Source organism: Kitasatospora sp. NPDC040550 (assembly GCF_055594965.1).
Genome location: NZ_JBVIWC010000008.1, coordinates 280,000 through 302,988 on the forward strand (window position 1 = coordinate 280,000; position 22,989 = coordinate 302,988).

Below are 22,989 nucleotides of genomic sequence, written 5' to 3' on the forward strand. Positions count from 1 at the left end.
AGCAAGCGCACCGAAGAATTTGCAGCAGCCAGTGGGGGCTCCCAGATGACGACAGGTCGGCCCGGCGTCGCCGCCGCACCGAACGCGGCGTACGCAGGTCAGGTGGTGCAGTTCCCGGACCCGGTCCGTGCCGAGCGGCACCCGGCCGGGGTCCGGGTGGACGAGGCGGGCTACCCGGACTTCGGTCCGTACGCCGCCGCGGCGGCCGAGGTCGCCGACCCGCCGGAGGGCTTCGGCGTGGACGAACTGCGGCTGACCGACTACGTCTCGGCCAACGCCGCGCTGTTCACCCAGGGCCACCCGCTCTGGGCCGACCTGGAGACCGCGGTGGCCACCCCGCCCGGCTGGACCTGGCACCACGCGGTCGGCCGGGCCGCCCCCGGCTGGCGCCGGATGGAGCTCGTCCCGGTCGAGGTCAAGGCCCTGCTGCGGCACCACGGCGGCCTGGCCGCCTCGCCCGCCGACCACTCCCGCCGGGGCACCCGCCCGCTGCAGGAGCGCCGGCCCGTCCACTTCTCGCTGGCCAAGGACGGCGGCGACCCGATCGGCGTCCCCGAGGACCTGGTGCAGCGCGCCGAGGAGCGCCTCGGCTACCAGCTGCCCGGCGCCTACCGCACCTTCCTCAAGCTCGGCGGCGGCCGCGGCCCGGTCGGCGTCGCGCTGGACACCGAGCTCGGCATGCTGCTCGACCAGCCGTTCCTCACCCTCACCGAGGAGTACGGCACCGAGGACGTCGTCTACGCCAACAAGTGCCTGCGCGACCACCTCACCAAGGACTACCTGGGCATCGCCTACGCCCAGGGCGGCCTCATCGCGCTCAAGGTGCGCGGCGACCGGATCGGCTCGGTCTGGTTCCACCTGTACGACGACGCCCGGGACTCCGGCGGGCCGGAGGCCCCCGAGGAGCGCTGCGCCCGGCTGCTGCTGCCCTGCGGGGACGACTTCGACGCCTTCCTGCTCCGGCTGGCCGGCAGCCCGCCGGAGCTGGAGACGGTCGCGGAGCTGATGGTGGACGGCGGGTTCGCCCGGGCCGTCCCGGTGGACTGACGTGATCGCGGGAACGGCGTTGAGGGAACGAGTGGGGACGACGGGGACAGGGGTGAACCGGGCGTGGTGACGTACGCGCAGGCGCAGGAGCTCGCCGAGGAGTGGGTCAACGGCGGGGTGCCGCACGGGCAGCAGCGCGAGGTGCGGGTCCGGGAGTTCGACCTCGGCTTCGTCTGCTGGGCGGTGTCGCCCGCGGACACGGCGGGCGGGCCCGCCGCCGGTGCCGACGGCGGGGCCGGCGCGGGCGGGGCGCGGCTGGTGATCGCCCGTGACTCGGGCGCCAGCACGCTGTGGCCCGCGCTGCCCGTCAACGAGGTGGTCCGGCAGTTCGAGGAGGTGTACGGGCGGCCGGTCGCGGCCAACCCGGCCGGGGCGGCGAAGCCCGCGCCGGGGCCGGTGGAGGCGACCTCCTTCCTGCTCAGCCCGCCGCAGTGGCTGCAGGAGGCGGGGGCGGCGGCGATCGCGGCGGAGGCCGAGAAGCTGGGGGGTGCCGCGGCTCCGGCTCCGTCTGCCGCGTCGGCGCCCGCGCCGGTCGCCGCGCCCGCGCCCGTGCCTGCCGACGTGCCGCCCGCACCGCTGCCGCCCGCGCCCGCCGTGCTGACCGAACCGCCGGTCTCCGAGCGGCCCGCCGGGGACGCGCCGACCATGCTCGCGCCGCCGCCCGGCGAGGACCCGTTCGCCGCCCCGCTGCCGCCGGCCGCGCCGGTGCCGCCGAGCGCCCCGACGCCGCCGCCCGCGCCGGTCGCGGCCGAGGCGGCGACCGTGCTGATGCCGGAGGGCCTGCGCACCTCCGGTTCGGACCTGCCCGAGGCGCCCGCCCCGGCCGGGGCCGAGGCCGCGACCGTGCTGATGCCCCCGGGCGGCGGCCCGGGCCTGCCGCCGTTCCCCCAGGCCGGCGCCCCGGACCCGGGTGCCCACGCCCCGGTGCCGACCGCGCCGCCCGTCGTCCCGCCGGCCCCGGTGCCCGCCCCGGCCGCCGAGCCGGCGCCGACGCTGCTCGCGCCGCCGGACGCCGTGCCGGGCCTGATGGGCCTGCCCGGTGCCCCGGCGACCCCGCCCGCCGCCCCGGTGGAGCAGGCGCCCACCATGCTGGCCTCGCCCGGCGGGCTGGCCGGCCTGCCCGGCGCCCCCGGCCCGGCCGCCCCGCCCGCCGCTCCGCCGGCCCAGGGCGGCGGTCTCGGCCGCAGCCCGGGCTCGGCCCCGCCGCCGCCCCCACCGGCCGCGCTGCGCGGCGCTCCGGGCGGAGCGTCCGGTGCCGCCGGCTCGGGCGGGCTGGGCCGCAACCCCGGCTCCGCCCCGCCGCCGCCCCCGCCCGCCGGGCTGCGGCAGACCCCGGGGCCGGGCGCGCCCGCCGCCGGTCCGGGCGGCCGTTCGGGCGGTTCGACCCCGCCGCCCCCGCCGCCGGCGGGCCTGCGCTCCGGTGACGCCCCGGCTCCCGCGCCGCAGGGCGGGCCCGGCCCGGCCGCCGCCGGCGTGGCGTACGAGGCGACCCAGCTGGCGAGCGCGATCGACCCCGCGCTGCTCGGCGGCCCGGCGGACCCGGGCACCCCGCCGTCCGGCGGCCCGGCCGTCCCGCCGCCGCCCGGCGGCCCGGCGGCCCCGGCCGCGCCCGCGGCGGGGTACGGCTACCCGAACGCGGGTGCCGCGCCCGGCGTCGTCCCGCCGAGCCCGGTCCCCGGCCCGCCGCCGGGGGCGCCGGTGCCGCCCGGGGTGCCCGCGGTCGGCCCGGGCTACTTCGCCGCGCTCAGCTACCGGGGCCCGGACGGCTCGGAGCAGAAGCTGCTGCACCGCAGCGAGCCGGGCACCCCGCACCCGGAGTGGAAGATCCTCCAGGACCTGCGGCGGCTGAACGTGCCGCCGGAGCAGGTGCTGGAGCTCTACACCGAGCTGGAGTCCTGCGACCTGCCGGGCGGCTACTGCAACCGCATGATCGCGGCCTCCTGGCCGAACGTGCGGCTGACCCACACCGCCCCGTACGGCCGCGACCACGCCTCCCGGCAGGCCGGGATGGCCGAGCTGCTGGACCACCTGGACGAGCTGCACCAGCTGGCCTCCGGTGCCCAGCGGGTCCGCCCGTTCCGGGTTCCGCTGCCCGCGCCGGGGACGGTCCAGGCGCTGCCCCCGCTGCCGCCCCAGCAGCTCGCCCAGGAGCTGGGGTCGGCCTTCGGCCAGAACCTGTTCCGCTACGAGCAGCGCGCGGTCTCCCGCCAGGGCGTGCCGGAGCCGGTGTCGCAGTCGCTGATGTGGGCCGGGCTGCCGCGCGACTTCGGGCCGTTCTTCTGGGCCCAGGCGCAGGAGGGCCGGCCGATCCCGACGCTGGCCGAGCTGGCCGCCGAGCGCGGCCTGCAGCAGGGCCCGGACTTCGGCGGCTACCTGGTGCTCGGCAACGACTACGGCCGTCAGCTGTGCGTCCAGTACGGCACCGCGAACGTGGTCGCCGTCGATGTCGACGGAACCGGCCAGCCGCCGCGCTTCGTCAACACCGGTGTACCGGAGTTCGTCCGCGCGCTGGCCCTGCTGGGCCGGATGTGGCGCCTGCGGTACGGGCTGACGCCGGAGCAGGCCGGTCGCTGGACGACCGACTTCCAGGCCCAGCTCGCCGCGATCGACCCGGCGGCCCTGCAGACCGCGGACACGTGGTGGGCCGTGCTGCTGGAGCAGTTCTGGGACGGTCTGCTGTAGCGGACCGTCGCGGATCCCCGCAGGTGGGAGGGGTCGTTCCGGTGTCCGGAACGACCCCTTCGGCGTGCCCCGGCAGCTGTGCCTCGTTGGGGTTTCGTCCGGATCTGCGCAAAATAGGTCAAGAGGATGGGTCTATTCGTCCCGTCCTCGACGCATTCCGGTCCGCACGACGACCGGATTCGGCCCCGGTGTCCCAACCGGTTCCGGATCCGTCCAGTCCGTCCGATCATGGGCTCCGCAGCCCGCGAAACGAGGGGAAGAGCCCATGAGCGACGCCGTCCCCCAGTACGGCTTCACCCAGGCCCGGCGCGGCTACGCGCCCGAGCAGGTCGACCGGGCGCTGGTCGCCCTGACCGCACAACGTGACGAGGCCTGGGAGCGGCTGAGCGTCCTGGGAGCCGGGATCCGGCAGATGGAGACCAGGCTCGACGACATCCGCCAGGCCGCCGAGGAGGCCCCGGAGCCGGACTACGAGGTGCTCAGCGAGCAGGCCGCCGGACTGGCCGACATGGCCCGGAACGAGGCCCGCGCCGTCAAGGAGAAGGCCGAGCGCTTCGCCGAGGACCTGCGGGACGAGGTCTACGAGGCCGGCCAGGCGGCCGCCAAGGCCGCCGAGGAGTTCGCCACCACCACCCGCTCCGAGGCCGACGCGGCCGCCCGCCGCACCGAGGAGCGCACCCGCGCCGAGGCCGAGGGCATCCGCGCCGAGGCCGACCGGGAGAGCCGCGCCGCCCGGGACGGCGCCACCGCCTACGCCGCCAAGGTCCGGGTGGCCGCCGCCGAGGCCAGCGAGCACGCCGAGGCCGAGCTGGCCGCCAGGCGCCGCAAGGCCGACGAGACCTTCGCCGAGGCCCAGGCCAAGGCCGACGCCGAGGACGCCGAGGTCTCCGCGACGGCCGAGCGCCGGGTCAAGGAGGCCGAGCAGCACCGGGAGACGGTGCTGAACCGGATCAAGCAGCTGGAGACCGACGCCCAGGCGAAGGCCGACCAGCTGGTCGAGCAGGCCCGCCGGGAGGCGGAGAAGATCAACGCGGAGAGCGAGCGCGAGCAGCAGGCCTTCGACGCCCGGCTGGAGACGGTGCAGCAGCACCTGGACCACATCAAGGCGACGCTGGCCTCGCTCACCGGCGCGGCGGTCGGACAGATCGAGCCCGAGCGGCTGGTCGCGGCCGCCGCCGGGGCCGCCGCGGCAGCCGCGGCCGAACCGGTGGACGCGGTGGCGGACACGGTGGCGGACGCGGCACCGGTCGACTCGGAGGCGGACACCGGGGAGATCCCGCTGCCGGACCTGCGCGGCGCCGCGGCCCCGGCCGGCCGGCCGGCCGAGGCTCCCGCCGCCGCCCCGGCGGCCGCTCCCACCGGCGCGCGGCCCGGCGCGACGGCGCTGCTGCGGCAGCCGGTGGTCGGCGGCGCCGTGGCGGCCAGGACCGCCGAAGCCAGGGCCACCGAAGCCAGGACCGCCGATGCCAGGACCGCCGGTGCCGAGCCCGCCGACGCCGAGGCCGGGGGCGCCGCCGACCCGGTGGTGACCGGTCCGGTCGTCCCGGCCGCGGTGCCGCCGAAGCCGGCCGCGCCGCCCGGGCCGGTGGCGGCGCCCGCGGACGGCGCGGAGGCGGCCGAGGGCGCCGAGGGCGCGGACGAGACCCGGATCATCCCGAAGATCATCATCGTGGACGACGGTGCCGGTTACGCGCCCCCCAACACGGTGTCCTACCGCCGCAAGTAGTCCTCGGCTTCCCTCGCTCGCCCGCGATCAGCCGGGTGAGCTCCGCGTCCTGGGCCCTGACCGCCTCCCGCCGGGCGGCCAGGGCCTGCGCGTTGCGGTCGATCAGCTGCCGCCGGTGGTCGGCCGGCCCGGCGGACCGGAGGGGCCGGACCGGGCGTGCGGTCCGCGTCGGCGCGGGCGGCGGCCTCCGCGCCGGGGTGATCGACGACGGCGACCTGTCCCGCTGGTAGGTCCGGCGCCCACCGGCCGACAGAGGGCCGGCGCGCCGCGGGACCGAAGGATGAGGCCGAGACCCGTGGCGCCCTCCAGGAAAGGGCGCCACGGTTCCCGGCGCTTGGGCGGGCGCCCCCACCCAGGGTCGCCCGGCCTCGCACCTCCGACCCCCATCGGCGGTGCGACAGTGCCGCCACAGCCATCCCCCACGGTTGGGTGCGGCGGGCACATTCACCATGGTGCGCGATCTCCATGGACGGCCAGTGACAGGAGTATGTCCAGTTCGTGGCGGATGGCGGAGCCCGGTCCGGACCGGCGTCCGAGCGCTTCGTCCACCGGTCGGCCCGGTGTTCCGTCCAGTGGTTCGCCTGCGGTCGTGTCCCTGACAGGAGGCGCCCGCGGCCGCATTCCGCCCCCGCGCGGCCGGTCGCCCGGGCGGCGCGGCCCCGCCGGGCTCGTACGCCGCGTGCCCGTCCGTGCCGCGGCGTAGGCTGGAGACCCCCCGGCCGCTCGGCGTGCCGGGCCGTTCGCGTTGCCCCGGCGGGCCGTTCGCCGCCCGGAGGCAGCATCAGCCACGGCACGAAGAAGAGACCCCAGATGAGTCTGACCGGACTGCTCGATGTCGTCGCGCGGGACGCGGCGCTCGCCGAGGCGATCGAGGCGGCCACCGCCACCGGAGCCGCGGCCGGCGGCCGCCGGCACCTGGACCTGGTCGGACCGCCCGCGGCCCGGCCGTTCGCCGTCGCCGCACTGGCCCGCGCACTCGCCGGCCGGGCGGCCGGCGAGCGGGGCCGTCCGGTGCTGGCCGTCACCGCGACCGGGCGGGAGGCCGAGGACCTGGCCGCCTCGCTGCGCTCGCTGCTGCCCGCCGACGCGGTCGCCGAGTACCCCGCCTGGGAGACCCTGCCGCACGAGCGGCTGTCGCCCCGCTCGGACACCGTCGGCCGCCGGCTGGCCGTCCTGCGCCGGATCGTGCACCCGCGGGCGGACGACCCGGCGGCCGGGCCGGTGCAGGTGATCGTCGCCCCGGTCCGCTCGGTGCTCCAGCCGCAGGTGAAGGGGCTGGCCGAGCTGGAGCCGGTGGCCGTGCGGCGCGGGGAGACCCACGACCTGGAGGAGGTCGCCCGCGGGCTCGCCGCGGCCGCCTACGCGCGGGTCGAACTGGTCGAGAAGCGCGGCGAGTTCGCCGTTCGCGGCGGCATCCTGGACGTCTTCCCGCCGACCGAGGAGCACCCGCTGCGGGTGGAGTTCTGGGGCGACGAGGTCGAGGAGATCCGCTACTTCAAGGTCGCCGACCAGCGCTCGCTGGAGATCGCCGAGCACGGGCTGTGGGCGCCGCCCTGCCGGGAGCTGCTGCTGACCGACCAGGTGCGCGCCCGGGCCGCCGAACTGTCGGCCCAGCAGCCCGGGTTGGCCGAGATCCTGGACAAGATCGCGGAGGGCATCGCGGTCGAGGGCATGGAGTCGCTGGCACCCGTCCTGGTGGACGACATGGAGCTGCTGCTCGACGTGCTGCCGCTCGGCTCGGTCACGGTGGTCTGCGACCCGGAGCGGGTCCGGACCAGGGCGGCCGACCTGGTGGCCACCAGCCAGGAGTTCCTCCAGGCCTCCTGGGTCGCGGCCGCCGCCGGCGGTGACCGGCCGATCGACCTGGAGACCATCGACGTCTCCGCCGCCTCGCTGCGCTCGCTCGCCGAGGTGCGCGAGCACGCCGACGAGATCGGCCTGCCCTGGTGGTCCGTCAGCCCGTTCGCGACCAGCGAGTCGACGGTCGACGGCATCCTGGAGTTCGACGTCAACACGCTGACCCTCGGCATGCACGCCGTCGAGGCCTACCGGGGCGACACCGCCCGGGCGATCGCCGACGCAAAGGAGCGGCTGGCCGCCGACTGGCGGGTCGTCATGGTCACCGAGGGCCACGGCCCGGCCTCCCGGCTGGCCGAGGTGCTCGGCAACGAGGGCATCCCGGCCCGACTGGTCGCCGACCTCGCCGAGGCGCCCACCCGGGACGTCGTGTACGTCTCCTGCGGCTCCATCGAGCACGGCTTCGTGGACGAGGGGCTCAAGCTCACCGTCATCACCGAGACCGACCTGTCCGGCCAGAAGTCCTCCACCAAGGACATGCGCCGGATGCCGTCCCGGCGCCGCAACGCGATCGACCCGCTGGCCCTGGCCGCCGGCGACTACGTGGTGCACGAGGCGCACGGCGTCGGCCGGTACGTCGAGATGGTGCAGCGCACCGTCCAGGGCGCCACCCGCGAGTACCTGGTGCTGGAGTACGCCCCCGCCAAGCGGGGCCACCCCGGCGACCGGCTGTTCGTGCCGACCGACCAGCTCGACCAGGTCACCAAGTACGTCGGCGGCGAGGCCCCGACGCTGCACCGGCTCGGCGGCGCGGACTGGGCCAAGACCAAGCAGCGGGCCAAGAAGGCGGTCAAGGAGATCGCCGCCGACCTGATCAAGCTGTACTCGGCCCGGATGGCCGCCCCCGGCCACACCTTTGGCCCCGACACCCCGTGGCAGCGCGAGCTGGAGGACGCCTTCCCGTACGCCGAGACGCCGGACCAGCTGACCACCATCGCCGAGGTCAAGTCGGACATGGAGAAATCCGTCCCGATGGACCGGCTGATCTGCGGCGACGTCGGCTACGGCAAGACCGAGATCGCCGTGCGGGCCGCGTTCAAGGCGGTGCAGGACGGCAAGCAGGTCGCCGTGCTGGTGCCGACCACCCTGCTGGTGCAGCAGCACTTCTCCACCTTCGCCGAGCGGTACGCCAACTTCCCGGTCACCGTGAAGGCGCTGTCCCGCTTCCAGACCGACAGCGAGGCCAAGGCCGTGCTGGAGGGGCTGTTCGAGGGCTCGGTGGACGTCGTCATCGGCACCCACCGGCTGTTCTCCGCCGAGACCAGGTTCAAGGACCTCGGCCTGGTCATCGTCGACGAGGAGCAGCGCTTCGGCGTCGAGCACAAGGAGCAGTTGAAGAAGCTGCGCGCCAACGTGGACGTGCTCACGATGTCCGCGACGCCGATCCCGCGCACCCTGGAGATGGCCGTCACCGGCATCCGCGAGATGTCCACCATCACCACCCCGCCGGAGGAGCGGCACCCGGTGCTGACCTTCGTCGGGCCGTACGACGAGAAGCAGATCTCGGCCGCGATCCGGCGCGAACTCCTGCGCGAGGGCCAGGTGTTCTACATCCACAACCGGGTCGAGTCGATCGACAAGGCGGCCGCCCGGCTCAAGGACCTCGTCCCCGAGGCGCGGATCGCCACCGCGCACGGGCAGATGGGGGAGACCCAGCTGGAGAAGGTCGTCGTCGACTTCTGGGAGAAGGAGTTCGACGTCCTGGTGTCGACCACGATCGTGGAGTCCGGCATCGACATCTCCAACGCCAACACCCTGATCGTCGAGCGCGGCGACACCTTCGGCCTCTCCCAGCTGCACCAGCTGCGCGGCCGGGTCGGTCGCGGGCGCGAGCGCGGCTACGCGTACATGCTGTACCCGCCGGAGAAGCCGCTCACCGAGACCGCCCACGAGCGGCTGGCCACCATCGCCCAGCACACCGAGATGGGCGCCGGCATGTACGTCGCCATGAAGGACCTGGAGATCCGCGGCGCCGGCAACCTGCTCGGCGGCGAGCAGTCCGGGCACATCGCGGGCGTCGGCTTCGACCTCTACATGCGGATGGTCGGCGAGGCGGTGGCCGAGTTCCGCGAGTCGCTGGCGAACGGCGGCGAGCCGGAGGAGGAGCCGCTGGAGGTGAAGATCGAGCTGCCGGTCGACGCCCACGTGCCGCACGACTACGCCCCCGGCGAACGGCTGCGGCTGCAGGCCTACCGCTCGATCGCGGCGGTCAACTCGGAGGCGGACATCCAGCAGGTCCGGGACGAGCTGGCGGACCGCTACGGGAAGCTGCCCGAGCCGGTCGAGAACCTGCTGATGGTCGCCGGCCTGCGGCTGTACGCCCGCCGCTGCGGGATCTCGGACATCACCCTCCAGGGCTCCAACGTCCGCTTCGGCCCGGTGGAGCTGCGGGAGTCCCAGCAGCTGCGGCTGAACCGGCTCTACCCGCGCAGCCAGGTCAAGGCGGCGGCCCAGCAGCTCCTGGTGCCCCGGCCGAGCACCGGCCGGATCGGCGGCAAGCCGCTGGTCGGGCGCGAACTGCTCGGCTGGTGCACCGAGTTCCTGTCGGCGATGTTCGACGATCTGGCGGGGACGAAGAAGTAGCGCCCAGGCGGCCGTCCACGGCGGTTCACGGCGGTTCACGGCGGTTCCGGGCCCGGCCCGGGACCGCCGTTCGGCTGCCGGGCACCGGCAGGGGCCCGGGGCGCCCGCGGCGGGTAGGTTCGAGGGGTGACGACGAATGGTGTGCCGACGGACGCTCCGGGCGCGAAGTTGATCCTGCTGACCACCACCCACCGGGTGGCCCCCGGCCTGCTGGCGTGGCCGGCCTGGGAGGCGCTGCGGTCGGCCGGGCGGGTGCTGGTGGGGGACGAGGGGCATCCGCAGCTGGCGGCGGTGCGGCAGGCCGGGGTGGCGGTGGAGGTGGTGCCGGCCGGGTCGGCGCCGGCGCTGGCCCGGCTGCTCACCGGGCAGCCCGCCGGGGCGGGGCCGACGGTCTGGCTGGGCGGCCCGGACGGGGACCCGGGGCTGACGGACGCGCTGGCCCGGCTCGCGGTGGAGCACGCCGGGGAGGTGCCGGAGATCGAGGTGCTGCCCGGCTCGTACGACCTGCCGGGTGCGCGGCTGCTGGACCTCGCCTCGGTGATGGACCGGCTGCGCTCGCCGGGCGGCTGCCCGTGGGACGCCGAGCAGACCCACGAGAGCCTGGTGAAGTACCTGGTCGAGGAGGCCTACGAGCTGGTCGAGGCGATCGAGCAGGGGGACCGGGACGCGCTGCGCGAGGAACTGGGCGACGTCCTGCTGCAGGTGTTCTTCCACGCCCGGATCGCCGAGGAGCACCCGACCGGGCCGTTCACCGTCGACGACGTGGCCGGGGACATCGTGGACAAGCTGGTGTACCGGCACCCGCACGTGTTCGGGGACGTCGAGGCCGGCGGCGCCGCCGAGGTGGAGGCGAACTGGGAGCAGTTGAAGGCGGCCGAGAAGGCGGACCGGGAGTCCGTCCTGGACGGCGTGCCGGCCGGGCTGCCGGCGCTGGCGTACGCGGCGAAGCTGGTGTCCCGGGTGCGCCGGGCGGGCTTCGCGGCGGTGCCGGACGAGCCGTACGAGCTGCCGCGCGAGCTGACCGCGGAGTCGGCGGGCCGGCTGCTGCTGGCGGTGGCCCAGCGGGCGCACGACGCCGGGGTGGACGTGGACGCGGCGCTGCGCTCGGCCGCGCGCGGCTACCGGGACGCGGTGCGCGCGGCCGAGGGGCTCGAACCGGAGTAGCGCAGGCGGCTCAGGCCGCCGTGGCGGTGCGCTCCGAGGCGGACCGCTGCGGCGGGACGAGCTCGCCGATCGCCTCGCCGATCAGGACGACCAGTTCGGCGAGGCGCTCCAGGTCGAGGTGGGCGGGCAGGTCGGCGAGGGAGACGATCCGCTCGCCCTTCGGGCCCGCCACGCAGAAGAGGTCGATCGGCCCGAAGTGCTTCTCGGCGGTGTCGACCAGGGCGGCGACGTCGCTGGGCCGGCGGATGTCGCCGGAGACGCCGACCACGGGGCAGCCCGGCCGGTCGAGTTCGGAGGCGAGGTCCTCGGCGATGCCGACATGGGTGTCGGCGATCAGCATCCCGGCGGCGCCGGCCGCGGCGAACCGGCGGGCGAGGTCGGCCCCCGAACCGCCCGCGAGTACCGCGATGACGACGACTGCTCCGCTGACCGTCATTGGTCCAGCTCCTCCCTGCGGGCGACACCGCACCGGCGCCCGCGCGTACTTCGGAGGATCGTAGGCACGTCCTGACCCTCCGCAACAGGGATTACCCCGCAGGTGACCAGGCTCACGCCTGCCGCCCGGCCAAGAGCTGGCCAAGGCCTGTCCGCACACCGTCCACGGGCCGTCCACGGAGTGTCGGCGTGCCGCTCGCGCGCCGGTCACGGGCGGTTCGCGCGCCGGTGACCTCCGGGCGGTCGCGGGGACGCGGGCGCCGGCGGTCCGGACCCGTCCGGTCCAGCGGTTACGGTCGACCCATGCCAGCTCAGCCCGAGGGCGCCCAGCCCGCCGCCCAGCCCGACCCGCAGCTCTTCACCTGGGAGTTCGCCGCCGACCCGTACCCCGCCTACGCCTGGCTGCGCGAGCACGCCCCGGTGCACCGCACCACGCTGCCGAGCGGGGTGGAGGCCTGGCTGGTGACGCGCTACGCGGACGCCCGGCAGGCGCTCGCGGACGGCCGGCTGTCGAAGAACCCGGCGCACCACAGCGAGCAGGCGCACCGCACCGGCCGGGTGGGCATCCCGGGGGAGCGGCAGGCGGACCTGATGACCCACCTGCTGAACATCGACCCGCCGGACCACACCCGGCTGCGCCGCCTGGTGTCGAAGGCGTTCACCCCGCGCCGGGTGGCCGAGTTCGAGCCGCGGGTGCAGCAGCTGACCGACCGGCTGATCGACGGCTTCGCGCAGCGCGGTTCGGCCGACCTCATCCACGAGTTCGCCTTCCCGCTCCCCATCTACGCGATCTGCGACCTGCTCGGCGTGCCGGCCGAGGACCAGGACGACTTCCGCGACTGGGCCGGAATGATGCTGCGGCACACGAAGCCGGGACACGGCGGCAGCCAACGCGGCGGCGTGGGCCGGGCGGTGAAGCGGATGCGGGCGTACCTGCTGGAGCTGATCCACCGCAAGCGGGCGGACCTCGGGGACGACCTGATCTCCGGCCTGATCCGGGCGAGCGACCACGGCGAGCACCTGACCGAGAACGAGGCCGCCGCGATGGCCTTCATCCTCCTCTTCGCCGGGTTCGAGACGACGGTGAACCTGATCGGCAACGGGACGTACGCGCTGCTGCGCAATCCCGGGCAGCGGGCCCTGCTGCAGGAGTCGGTGGCCCGCGGCGAGACCGCGCTGCTGGAGACCGGGATCGAGGAACTCCTGCGCTACGACGGGCCGGTGGAGCTGGCGACCTGGCGGTTCGCGACCCGTCCGCTGACCATCGGCGGGGTGGAGATCCCGGTCGGTGATCCGGTGCTGGTGGTGCTGGCGGCGGCGGACCGCGATCCGGCCAGGTTCTCCGACGAGAACACCCTCGACCTGGCCCGGAGCGACAACCCGCACCTGGGGTTCGGGCACGGCATCCACTACTGCATCGGCGCCCCGCTGGCCCGGTTGGAGGGGCGGTCCGCGCTGGCCACGCTGCTTTCCCGGCTGCCCGACCTGCGACTGGCCGAAAGCCCGGAGAATCTGCGCTGGCGGGGTGGCCTGATCATGCGTGGATTGCGCGAACTTCCGGTCGAATTCAGTCCGGAGCTCCGGTCGCCGCACGGCGTTCCTGAGCCGGCGACACGCTGACGAGGCATCCGGAACCGGCCACCGGCGGCGGTATGAACGCCCATCAAACCGGACAAAGCCCCGCCGTTGGTAGGCGATCGAACACGGGCCGTAATTCTTGTGTGATGTCGGTGATATGAGCTTGTGATTCGTCTGAGGATCTGTCTAGTCTCCGTGGAGTTCGCAGCTGCGGACCTCGTGCGCGGGACGCCGAATCCTGCCCGCCGCGTCACGGGAAACCGACCAGAACCCTGGGCAGGGGCGGGGGAACCAGGTTTGTTGCCGTTCCTCCACGGCTTGGGGTGAAGCCGCCCGCGCGGATTCGATTCCGCAGACGGCGGCCGGGCCACCTCCCGGTCCGAACCCGACAGCTCACCTCGCAGGCGTGCGGAGAGGGACCTTCATGCTGTTCGTTGGAACTGGCCGTCATCGTCGTCGCACCCAGGCCGAGAAGGCCATCGCCGTCGCCGGTGTGGCCGGCGTCGGACTCGCACTGCCGCTCCTCACCGCCACCGGCGCCTCCGCCGCCCCGGCCTCCGTCTGGGACTCCGTCGCCCAGTGCGAGAGCGGCGGCGACTGGAGCATCAACACCGGCAACGGCTTCTCCGGCGGCCTCCAGTTCACCTCCAGCACCTGGAAGGCGTACGGCGGCACCGCGTACGCGGCGCAGGCCAACCAGGCCAGCAAGGCGCAGCAGATCGCGGTCGCCGAGAAGGTCCTCGCCTCGCAGGGCCCCGGCGCCTGGCCGGTCTGCTCCAAGAAGGCCGGCCTGAGCAAGGGCGGCGCCCCGGCCGAGGTGGACACCTCCTCGGACGCCAAGCCGCAGAAGCAGCAGGCCCAGAAGCAGGCGCCCAAGCAGCAGGCCCCCAAGGCCGCCGCGAAGCCCGCCCAGCCGAAGCCGGTCCAGCAGTACGCGCCGAAGCACGCCGCGCCGAAGCAGGCCGAGAAGCCCGCCGACCCGTCGGCGCAGCAGTACGCCCCCAAGCACGCCGCCCCGCGGGCCGCCCAGGCCCCGGCCGCCACGACCGGCCACGACTACACCGTGCGGGACGGCGACACCCTGTCGGGCATCGCCACCGCCCAGGGCGTGTCCGGCGGCTGGCAGGCGCTGTACGACGGCAACCGCGGCACGGTCGGCGGAAACCCGGACCTGATCGTGCCCGGCCAGGTCCTGCACCTGGGCTGAGCCGGACCGTTCCACGGCGGACGACACGCTGGACACGGAGGGGGCCGCGCCCGGCGGCCCCCTCCGTCCGCGTCCGCCCGCCCCGGTGGGACGCACCGGGACGAGCAGGTGAACTACCGGTGGGTAGCCGGGCCACACGGTGAGACGCAGCCCAGGCGGACGTGGCCCCGGGAGCCCGGGCGGTTAGGCTCTGGTCGTAACGACTCCGCAATCGTCCGGCCGGCAGCACCACCCGCGGCCGGACCCTGCTTCCGCAAGGAGATGCTTCGTGCCGTCCATCGATGTCGTCGTAGCCCGTGAAATCCTCGACTCCCGCGGCAACCCCACGGTCGAGGTCGAGGTCGGCCTCGACGACGGCAGCACGGGTCGTGCCGCTGTTCCGTCGGGTGCCTCGACCGGCGCCTTCGAGGCGCTCGAACTGCGCGACGGCGACAAGAACCGCTACTTCGGCAAGGGCGTGGAGAAGGCCGTCCTGGCCGTCATCGAGCAGATCGGCCCCGAGCTGGTCGGCTACGACGCCACCGAGCAGCGCCTGATCGACCAGGCCATGCTCGACCTGGACGCCACCCCGGACAAGTCCTCGCTCGGCGCCAACGCCATCCTGGGCGTCTCGCTGGCCGTCGCGCACGCCGCCTCCGAGGCCAGCGACCTGCCGCTGTTCCGCTACCTGGGCGGCCCGAACGCCCACGTCCTGCCGGTCCCGATGATGAACATCCTCAACGGCGGCTCGCACGCGGACTCCAACGTCGACATCCAGGAGTTCATGATCGCTCCGATCGGCGCGGAGTCCTTCTCCGAGGCCGTCCGCTGGGGCGTCGAGGTCTACCACACCCTCAAGGGCGTGTTGAAGGAGCGCGGCCTGTCCACCGGCCTCGGCGACGAGGGCGGCTTCGCGCCGAACCTGGACAGCAACCGCGAGGCCCTGGACCTCATCACCGAGGCCATCCAGAAGGCCGGCTACGTGCCCGGCCGCGACATCGCGCTGGCCCTGGACGTCGCCGCCTCCGAGTTCTTCCAGGACGGCGCCTACCAGTTCGAGGGCAAGGCCCTGTCGGCCGCCGAGCTCATCGAGTACTACGCCGAGCTGGTCGCCTCCTACCCGCTGGTCTCCATCGAGGACCCGCTGGACGAGTCGGACTGGGACGGCTGGAAGGCCATGACCGTCAAGCTGGGCGACAAGGTCCAGCTGGTCGGCGACGACCTGTTCGTCACCAACCCGGCCCGCCTGGCCAAGGGCATCGAGACCGGCACCGCCAACGCGCTGCTGGTGAAGGTGAACCAGATCGGCTCGCTGACCGAGACCCTGGACGCCGTCGAGCTGGCCCAGCGCAACGGCTACCGCTGCATGATGTCGCACCGCTCCGGCGAGACCGAGGACGTCACCATCGCCGACCTGGCCGTCGCCACCAACTGCGGCCAGATCAAGACCGGTGCCCCGGCCCGCTCCGAGCGCGTCGCCAAGTACAACCAGCTGCTGCGCATCGAGGAGATCCTCGACGACGCCGCCGAGTACGCCGGCCGCGGCGCCTTCCCGCGGTTCAAGCACGAGGGCTGAGCACGCCCGGGCCGGGCGACGTCCGGCCCGGCCGCCGGGGGCCCGAGGCCCCCGGTAGCGCACGCCTGACCGGTGCCCCGCCGCTCACCCCGTAGGGTGGACGGCGGGGCACCGTCGCGACCAGGAGGGGATACGGGAGATGGCTGGCTGGAGGATCCCGGGTTTGGCGGCCCGGCCTCGGTTCACGAGCCGGGCGACCGTCCTGGTCCTGGTGCTCTGCTCGCTGGTGGCGATCCTGGCCTACCCGACGCGGCAGTTCATCTCCCAGCGCGCCGAGATCTCCGCCCAGCGGGCGAAGGCCGACCACGCGCGCCAGCAGGTCGACCAGCTGCGCCGGGACAAGGCGCGCTGGCAGGACCCGGAGTACGTCAAGGCGCAGGCCCGCGCCCGGCTGCACTACGCGGTGCCGGGGGAGACCCCGTACATCGCGGTGGACCCGGCCGGTCCGGCCGCCCAGCCCTCCGCCCCGGCCGCTCCCGCCGCCGACGCGGCCGCCGGCCCGGCGAAGGCCGCCAAACCCTGGTACACCAGCATCTGGGACTCGGTGGACGCCGCCGACGCCGTCGCGCTGGCCCCCGCCGCACCCCGTCCGCTCCCCCCGTCCTCCGTTGGAGACCCCACCCCCCATGACCACTGAGAACCACCCCGCCGTCTCCGACGCCGACGTCGCGGCCATCGCCGCCCAGCTCGGCCGGGTGCCGCGCGGCTTGCGCGGCGTCGCGCACCGCTGCCCCTGCGGCAACCCCGACGTCGTGGAGACGGCCCCCCGGCTGCCGGACGGCACGCCGTTCCCGACGCTGTACTACCTGACCTGCCCCAAGGCCGCCTCGCTGATCGGCACCCTGGAGGCGGAGGGCGTGATGAAGGACCAGACGGCCCGGCTCGCCGAGGACCCGGAGCTGGCCGCCGCCTACCAGAGGGCGCACGAGGACTACATCGCCCGGCGTGACGCGATCGAGGTGCTGGAGGGCTTCCCGAGCGCCGGCGGCATGCCGGACCGGGTGAAGTGCCTGCACGTGCTGGTCGGCCACTCGCTGGCGGCCGGAGAGGGCGTCAACCCGCTCGGCGACGAGGCGATCGGCATGCTGGAGGACTGGTGGGCCAAGGGCCCGTGCGTCTCCCCGGCGGAGGTCGAGGCGGCCGGTGAGCGGGTGCTGCGCAACCGTGCCAAGGACCAGGACCACGAGGCCGTGATCGCGGCCAAGCAGCAGAAGACCGCCGAGCGGGCCGCGAAGAAGCGCGCCACCGAGGAAGGCGCGGCGGCGCAGGACGCGACGGCGGAGCAGGAGTCCGAGTGAGCACGACCCGCGTGGCCGCGATCGACTGCGGCACCAACTCGATCCGGCTGCTGGTCGCCGACCTGGACCCGGAGACGGGCGAGATCACCGACCTCGACCGCCGCATGATCATCAACCGGCTGGGCCAGGGCGTGGACCGCACCGGTCGGCTGCACCCGGACGCGCTGGAGCGCACCTTCGCCGCCTGCCGGGAGTACCGGGAGGTCATCGCGGGCTTCGGCGTCGGCCCGGAGCGCACCCGCTTCGTCGCCACCAGCGCCTCCCGGGACGCCGAGAACAGCGACGAGTACGTCAAGGGCGTGCGCGACATCCTGGGCGTCGAGCCGGAGGTGGTGAGCGGCGAGGAGGAGGCGCACCTGTCCTTCGTCGGTGCCACCAAGGAGCTGGCCGGCGGGCAGTTCCCCGCCCCCTACCTCGTCTTCGACCTGGGCGGTGGCTCCACCGAGTTCGTGCTCGGCGGGGCGGAGGTCCAGGTGGCGCGCTCGGTGGACATCGGCTGCGTGCGGCTGACCGAGCGGCACTTCGGCGGCGCCGAGCTGCCCTCGCCGGAGCAGATCGCGCAGGCCCGGGCGCACGTGCGGGCCGAGCTGGACAAGGCCGAGGAGGTCGTCCCGCTGACCGGTGCGGCCACCCTGGTGGGCCTGGCCGGGACGGTGACCACGGTGTCCGCGATCGCCCAGGACCTGCCCGCGTACCAGTCGGAGCGGATCCACCACTCCCGGATCAGCCGCGAGCGGGTCGCCGAGATCGCCCGCGAGCTGCTGGCCGCCACCCACGCCGAGCGCGCGGCCATCCCGTCGATGCACCCGGGCCGGGTGGACGTGATCGCGGCGGGCGCGCTGGAACTGCTGGAGATCATGGACCGCACCGGCGCCGCCGAGGTGGTCGTGAGCGAGCACGACATCCTGGACGGCATCGCCTGGAGTACGGCCTCCTGACCGTCCGCGGGCCTTACCCCACCGGCCCCGGCGCCCCTTTCGGGGTGCCGGGGCCGGGGCGCGCCCGGGAGCGTGCGAGAACCTTCGTGAATTTCTTCACATGGCGATCCAGCCTTTCGTCGCACCCCGTGGCCCGCTACGCCCGAATTGTGAGACCGAAGGCCCTCCGGTCGTACGGCCCCTTGGATCGCAGGTCAGGCCTCGTCCGTGGTTTGAAAATCGAAATCACGAGCGGGAACCCGGGCGCTGTACGGATCGTTGCTGCTCAGCCGGGTAGTGCTCCGGCGCACGTTCGCGGGGGGCTGCCGGGGGTCGTGAGCCGGTGCGCCGGGCCGGATTTTGCGGGCGCGAAGTGTAGCACGGGGTGTCCATGAGCTTGTGACCGGGCTCACGAAGGCTGCTCCGGACGGTGCTGGATACTTTCGGATATGAGCACCACGGAGCGTCCTCGCATCCTCATTGTCGGCGGTGGTTACGTCGGCCTGTATGCCGCGATGCGCATCCTCAAGAAGATGCGCTACGGCGAAGCGACCGTCACGGTCGTCGACCCGCGGTCGTACATGACGTACCTGCCCTTCCTCCCCGAGGCGGCCGGCGGCAACGTCGCGCCCCGCAACCTCGTCGCGCCGCTGCGCAAGACCCTCAAGCAGGCGGAGGTGCTGACCGGGTCCGTCACCGGCATCGACCACGCCCGCAAGGTCGCGACCATCCAGCCGGCGGCCGGCGACAGCTACGAGCTGCCCTTCGAGTACCTGGTCGTCGCGACCGGCTCGGTCTCCCGCACCTTCCCGATCCCGGGTCTGGCGGAGAACGGCATCGGCATGAAGACGGTCGAGGAGGCCATCGGCCTCCGCAACCACGTCATGGCCCAGCTCGACAAGGCCGAGTCCACCTCGGACGAGGAGGTCCGCCGCAAGGCCCTGACCTTCGTCGTCATCGGCGGCGGCTTCGCCGGCATCGAGACGGTCGCCGAGGTCGAGGACATGGCCCGCGACGCGGCCAAGCTGTACAAGACCGTCAGCCGCGACGACATGCGCTTCGTCGTGGTCGAGGCGGCCAACCGCATCCTCCCCGAGATGGGCCCGGACCTCGGTCTGTGGACCAAGGAGAAGCTCGAGGAGCGCGACATCGAGGTCTACATCGAGACCTCGATGGACTCCTGCGTCGACGGCCACGTCGTGCTCAAGAACGGCATGGAGATGGACGCCGCCACCATCGTGTGGACGGCCGGCGTGAAGCCGAACCCGGTGCTGGCCAACTTCGGCCTGCCGCTGGGCCCGCGCGGCCACGTCGACACGGCGCCGACCCTCCAGGTCCAGGGCTTCGACTACGTCTGGTCCGCCGGCGACAACGCCCAGGTCCCGGACCTCGCCGCCGGCGAGGGCGCTTGGTGCCCGCCGAACGCCCAGCACGCCTGCCGCCAGGCCGTCGTCCTCGGCGACAACGTGATCTCCGGCATGCGGGGCTTCCCGCAGAAGGAGTACAAGCACAAGAACCTGGGTGCGGTCGCCGGTCTCGGCCTGCACAAGGGCGTGGCGATCCTCTTCGGCAAGTACAAGCTCAAGGGCCGTCCGGCCTGGTGGTTCCACCGCCTGTACCACGGCGCGATGGTCCCGACCTTCAACCGCAAGGTCCGCGTCTTCACCGACTGGACCCTCGCGATGTTCCTGAAGCGCGAAGCGGTCGGCCTCTCCCAGATGGAGAAGCCGCAGCTTCCGATCCAGGAGGTCACGCCGCCCACCAAGCCCGCCGTCGAGGCCGCGAAGCCGGCCGCCGACAAGGAGCTCGCCAGCAAGTAAGCGACTGGACCCCGGTGTGGGAGCGCCGGGGTATGAGTCGGAGGCTCTCCGCCCGGCAGTGTCGCCGGACCACGACCTCCGTGGTGCTCAGCCGGCCGTGCGACCGGGCGGAGTACAGCAGTAGAGGAGCCCCTGCCGAGAAACCTCCGGCAGGGGCTCCTGCCGTGCCCCGCCCGCACCCGGTGCCGGTGCGCGTCCGCCCCCGGTCGCGGGGTGCGACCGGGGGCGGACGGAGCGGGCCGACGGGGTGTCAGTCGGTCTTGATGCTCGACAGGATGTCCAGCTTGGCGGCCCGGCGGGCCGGCCAGATCGCGGCCACCAGGCCGACCAGCCCGGCCAGGCCCAGGAACAGCGCCAGCTGGCCGTACGGCAGGACGGTGGTCAGCCCGCTCAGGCTGGACTTGAGCGTCCCGTTGATCGCCCAGGCGATGAAGCAGCCGAGCAGCAGGCCGATCCCGGCGCCGAAGAGCGAGATCACCACCGACTCCAGCCGGACCATCCGCTTGATGCCGCTCCGGTCCAGGCCGATCGCCCGCAGCATCCCGATCTCGCGCTTGCGCTCGAAGACCGACATGGCCAGCGTGTTGATCACGCCCAGGACGGCGATCAGGACCGCCATGCCCAGCAGGCCGTACATCAGGTTCAGCGCGAAGGTGATGACCTGGCTGAACTCGTCCCGGACGTCCTGCTTGGACTTGACCTCGATCACCGGGTTGGCGCCCGTGGCGTCCTTGATCGACTGCTTGAGCCCGGCGGTGGCGCCGTCCTTGCCCTTGACCAGGATCTGGGGGACGTCCGGCTTCGGGTCGTGCTTGGCGACCTCGCTGTCGGCCAGCAGGACCGAGCCGAGCACGCCGCCCGTCTCGTACACGCCGCCGACGGTGAGCCGGCCGGTGGAGTCGTCCGAGTAGGACACCTCCATCGTCGAGCCGGTGGTGACGTTGAACTTGGTCGCGACCTCCCGGTCCACCAGCAGCTGGCCCTTGCCGAGGGCCGCGGCGGAACCGCTGGTCAGCTTGATGTCGGCGATCTGGTCCAGGACCGCCGGGTTCAGCCCGGTGATCTCCTTGTAGGTGCCGTCGAGCTTCCAGTAGGAGGACGTCATCGGCGAGGAGGCCGCCACCCCGGGCGCCTTGGCGATCTGGGCGGGCACCTGCCCGGAGAGGCTCATGTGGTTGGCGGCCGAGACGATGTAGTCGGCCTTCATCGACTTGGTGACGGCCCGGTCGATGGTGTCCCCGACCGAGGTGCCGATCACGGTCAGCCCGGTGACCAGGGTCAGCCCGATGGTGAGCGCGGCGGCGGTGGCCGCGGTGCGGCGCGGGTTGCGCACCGCGTTCTGCTGGGCGAGCTTGCCGGGAGTTCCGCCCAGCCCCCGCAGCAGCGGGCCGACCAGGGCGACCACCGGGCGGGAGAGCAGCGGGAGCAGCACGAACACGCCGATCAGGGCCAGGAAGGCACCCGCGCCGACCGGCATCCGGCCGCTGTCGTTGCCGGTGGAGGCGCCGTAGGCGATCAGCGCCAGGCCGCCGCCGGCGAGCACCGAACCGATGGCGTTGCGCACCACCAGGCTCTTCTGGCTGGCCGGCTGGTCGCCGCTGCTCATCGCGGCCACCGGCGCGATCCGGGCGGCCCGTACGGCCGGCAGCAGGGCGGACAGGACCGTCACCAGCACGCCCACCACGAGGGTCACCACGACGGTCATCGGCTGGATCACCAGCGCGCCGCTCGGCATGTTCTCGTCCAGCGAGCCGATCAGCGACTGCATCCCGGCGCCGATCCCGATCCCGGCCAGCAGGCCGGCCGCCGCCGAGACGGTGCCGATCAGCAGCGCCTCGATCAGCACCGAGCGGGTCACCTGCTTGCGGCTCGCGCCGATCGCCCGCAGCAGCGCGAGCTCCTTGGTGCGCTGGGCGACCAGCATGGTGAAGGTGTTGGCGATGATGAAGATGCCGACGAAGAGCGAGATGAAGGCGAAGACCAGCAGCATGGTGCGCATGCTGTCGGTGCCCCTGGTGATCTGCTCCTGCTCGTCCGCCTGCAGCTTGGCGCCCGTCTCGACGTCGAACTTCTGGGCGGCCGGGACCTTCGACTCGACCTCGGCGAGCAGCGCCTCCTGGGAGGTGCCGGGCTTGGCGGTGAGCACGACGCTGCTGTAGCGGCCCGGCTCCAGCAGCGTCTGCTGGGCGGTGGCCTTGTCGAACAGGGTGAGCGTGCCGCCGGTGTTCACCACCGGGTCGTCGGTGGTGAAGACGCCGGTGAGCTTCGCCTCGATCACCGGACCGTTGGCGGCCACCCGGACGGTGTCGCCGACCTTGTAGCCCGCCTTGTCGGCGGTCCTGCGGTCGAGGGCGACCTCCTTGCCGTTCTTCGGCCCCTGACCCTCGGTCATCGGGTAGCGCGGGTCCCGGCCGTCCTGGCCGGGGGCGAAGTTGGCGCCCTTGGCCGACCAGACCTGGCCGATCAGGTTGCCCTTCTTGTCGGCGACCCCGGTGAAGCCGCCGGCCACGCCGCGCGCGCTCGCCGCGCCGGGCAGCCCGGCCAGCTGCTGGACGACGTCGTCGGTGAGGCCGGCGCCGGCCTCGCCCTTGTGCTTGGTCGAGGCGCCGGGGCCGACCGCGCGGTCCACGACCTGGACGGCGACGTCCGAGTAGCTCTTGGAGTTGCTGTCGCGCAGGGCCTTGCCGAAGGTGTCGGAGAAGACCATGGTGCCGGCGACGAAGGCGGTGCCGAGCATGACGGCCAGCGCCGTCATCAGCAGGCGGCCCTTGTGGGCCAGCACATTGCGCAGTGCGGTGCGATACATGAGGTGTCCTGGGGAGGTTCGAGGGCTTCGGTCGGCTCGCCGGCTCAGCTTGTGCGGCCCTTGGCGTCGAAGCGGCGCATGCGGTCCAGGACGGTGTCGGCGGTGGGGCCGTGGAGTTCGTCGACGATTCGGCCGTCGGCGAGGAAGACGACGCGGTCGGCGTAGGAGGCGGCGACGGGGTCGTGGGTGACCATGACGACGGTCTGGCCGAGTTCGCGTACGGAGTTGCGCAGGAAGGAGAGGATCTCGGCGCCGGAGCGGGAGTCGAGGTTGCCGGTGGGTTCGTCGGCGAAGATGATGTCGGGCTTTCCGGC

The 22,989-nt window shown here is 73.9% G+C and carries 13 protein-coding genes, 2 pseudogenes and 1 riboswitch; of the genes and pseudogenes, 12 read left to right on the forward strand and 3 right to left on the reverse strand.

Annotated features, from left to right (window positions below; all coding sequences use genetic code 11):
• Positions 1-45 precede the first annotated feature (45 nt).
• The 5 genes from ACZ58X_RS15170 (at position 46) to ACZ58X_RS15190 (ending at position 11,059) form a co-directional block, all read left to right on the forward strand.
• A complete protein-coding gene (locus tag ACZ58X_RS15170) occupies positions 46-1,047 on the forward strand; it encodes an HNH endonuclease (RefSeq protein ID WP_470334097.1) in 1,002 nt (333 codons plus the stop codon).
• A gap of 63 nt (positions 1,048-1,110) precedes the next feature.
• Entirely contained in the window at positions 1,111-3,729 is a 2,619-nt protein-coding gene (locus ACZ58X_RS15175; protein ID WP_470334098.1) for an SUKH-4 family immunity protein, read from the forward strand.
• Between the two features lie 265 nt (positions 3,730-3,994).
• Entirely contained in the window at positions 3,995-5,455 is a 1,461-nt protein-coding gene (locus tag ACZ58X_RS15180; RefSeq protein WP_470334099.1) for a hypothetical protein, read from the forward strand.
• Positions 5,456-6,265: 810 nt separating this feature from the next.
• Positions 6,266-9,895, forward strand: a complete 3,630-nt coding sequence (gene mfd, locus ACZ58X_RS15185) for a transcription-repair coupling factor (protein ID WP_470334100.1) — start codon at positions 6,266-6,268, stop codon at positions 9,893-9,895.
• Positions 9,896-10,021: 126 nt separating this feature from the next.
• Entirely contained in the window at positions 10,022-11,059 is a 1,038-nt protein-coding gene (locus ACZ58X_RS15190; protein ID WP_470334101.1) for a nucleoside triphosphate pyrophosphohydrolase, read from the forward strand.
• 10 nt (positions 11,060-11,069) lie between these two features.
• Here the strand turns inward: ACZ58X_RS15190 and ACZ58X_RS15195 are convergent, their stop codons facing one another.
• A complete protein-coding gene (locus tag ACZ58X_RS15195) occupies positions 11,070-11,495 on the reverse strand; it encodes an SDR family NAD(P)-dependent oxidoreductase (RefSeq protein ID WP_470334102.1) in 426 nt (141 codons plus the stop codon).
• A gap of 302 nt (positions 11,496-11,797) precedes the next feature.
• On the opposite strand from ACZ58X_RS15195, the gene ACZ58X_RS15200 reads away from it, so the two are divergent.
• The 7 genes and pseudogenes from ACZ58X_RS15200 to ACZ58X_RS15230 all read left to right on the forward strand — a co-directional run bounded on the left by ACZ58X_RS15200 (position 11,798) and on the right by ACZ58X_RS15230 (position 19,869).
• The gene (locus ACZ58X_RS15200; protein ID WP_470334103.1) at positions 11,798-13,114 is read left to right on the forward strand and encodes a cytochrome P450 family protein; all 1,317 of its coding nucleotides are present in this window, start codon (positions 11,798-11,800) and stop codon (positions 13,112-13,114) included.
• Positions 13,115-13,324: 210 nt separating this feature from the next.
• A riboswitch (cyclic di-AMP (ydaO/yuaA leader) is annotated at positions 13,325-13,495 on the forward strand.
• 1 nt (position 13,496) lies between these two features.
• Positions 13,497-14,279: a transglycosylase family protein gene (locus ACZ58X_RS15205; RefSeq protein WP_470334104.1), complete on the forward strand. Its 783-nt coding sequence runs from the start codon at positions 13,497-13,499 to the stop codon at positions 14,277-14,279.
• A 268-nt stretch (positions 14,280-14,547) separates the two neighbouring features.
• Positions 14,548-15,834 (forward strand): phosphopyruvate hydratase, encoded by a 1,287-nt coding sequence (gene eno, locus ACZ58X_RS15210; RefSeq protein ID WP_375884514.1) that lies wholly within the window; start codon positions 14,548-14,550, stop codon positions 15,832-15,834.
• A 163-nt stretch (positions 15,835-15,997) separates the two neighbouring features.
• Entirely contained in the window at positions 15,998-16,471 is a 474-nt protein-coding gene (locus ACZ58X_RS15215) for an FtsB family cell division protein (protein WP_470334105.1), read from the forward strand.
• Positions 16,443-16,970, forward strand: a pseudogene (locus ACZ58X_RS15220) (DUF501 domain-containing protein); the annotation flags it as partial. The gene ACZ58X_RS15215 and the pseudogene ACZ58X_RS15220, both read left to right, overlap by 29 nt.
• A gap of 158 nt (positions 16,971-17,128) precedes the next feature.
• The gene (locus ACZ58X_RS15225; protein WP_470334106.1) at positions 17,129-18,070 is read left to right on the forward strand and encodes a Ppx/GppA phosphatase family protein; all 942 of its coding nucleotides are present in this window, start codon (positions 17,129-17,131) and stop codon (positions 18,068-18,070) included.
• Positions 18,071-18,498: 428 nt separating this feature from the next.
• Positions 18,499-19,869, forward strand: coding sequence for an NAD(P)/FAD-dependent oxidoreductase (locus ACZ58X_RS15230; protein WP_470334107.1), 1,371 nt, complete (start codon positions 18,499-18,501; stop codon positions 19,867-19,869).
• Between the two features lie 250 nt (positions 19,870-20,119).
• Here the strand turns inward: ACZ58X_RS15230 and ACZ58X_RS15235 are convergent, their stop codons facing one another.
• Entirely contained in the window at positions 20,120-22,675 is a 2,556-nt protein-coding gene (locus ACZ58X_RS15235) for an ABC transporter permease (protein ID WP_470334108.1), read from the reverse strand.
• Positions 22,676-22,719: 44 nt separating this feature from the next.
• Positions 22,720-22,989: pseudogene (locus tag ACZ58X_RS15240) on the reverse strand (ABC transporter ATP-binding protein); the annotation flags it as partial.

Bases quoted from the DNA above. Each gene is read 5' to 3' on its own strand.
- ACZ58X_RS15170 (WP_470334097.1), top strand. From the start codon at position 46: ATGACGACAGGTCGGCCCGGCGTCGCCGCCGCACCGAACGCGGCGTAC.
- ACZ58X_RS15180 (WP_470334099.1), top strand. From the start codon at position 3,995: ATGAGCGACGCCGTCCCCCAGTACGGCTTCACCCAGGCCCGGCGCGGC.
- mfd (WP_470334100.1), top strand. From the start codon at position 6,266: ATGAGTCTGACCGGACTGCTCGATGTCGTCGCGCGGGACGCGGCGCTC.
- ACZ58X_RS15195 (WP_470334102.1), bottom strand. From the start codon at position 11,495: ATGACGGTCAGCGGAGCAGTCGTCGTCATCGCGGTACTCGCGGGCGGT.
- ACZ58X_RS15200 (WP_470334103.1), top strand. From the start codon at position 11,798: ATGCCAGCTCAGCCCGAGGGCGCCCAGCCCGCCGCCCAGCCCGACCCG.
- ACZ58X_RS15205 (WP_470334104.1), top strand. From the start codon at position 13,497: ATGCTGTTCGTTGGAACTGGCCGTCATCGTCGTCGCACCCAGGCCGAG.
- ACZ58X_RS15230 (WP_470334107.1), top strand. From the start codon at position 18,499: ATGAGCACCACGGAGCGTCCTCGCATCCTCATTGTCGGCGGTGGTTAC.
- ACZ58X_RS15235 (WP_470334108.1), bottom strand. From the start codon at position 22,675: ATGTATCGCACCGCACTGCGCAATGTGCTGGCCCACAAGGGCCGCCTG.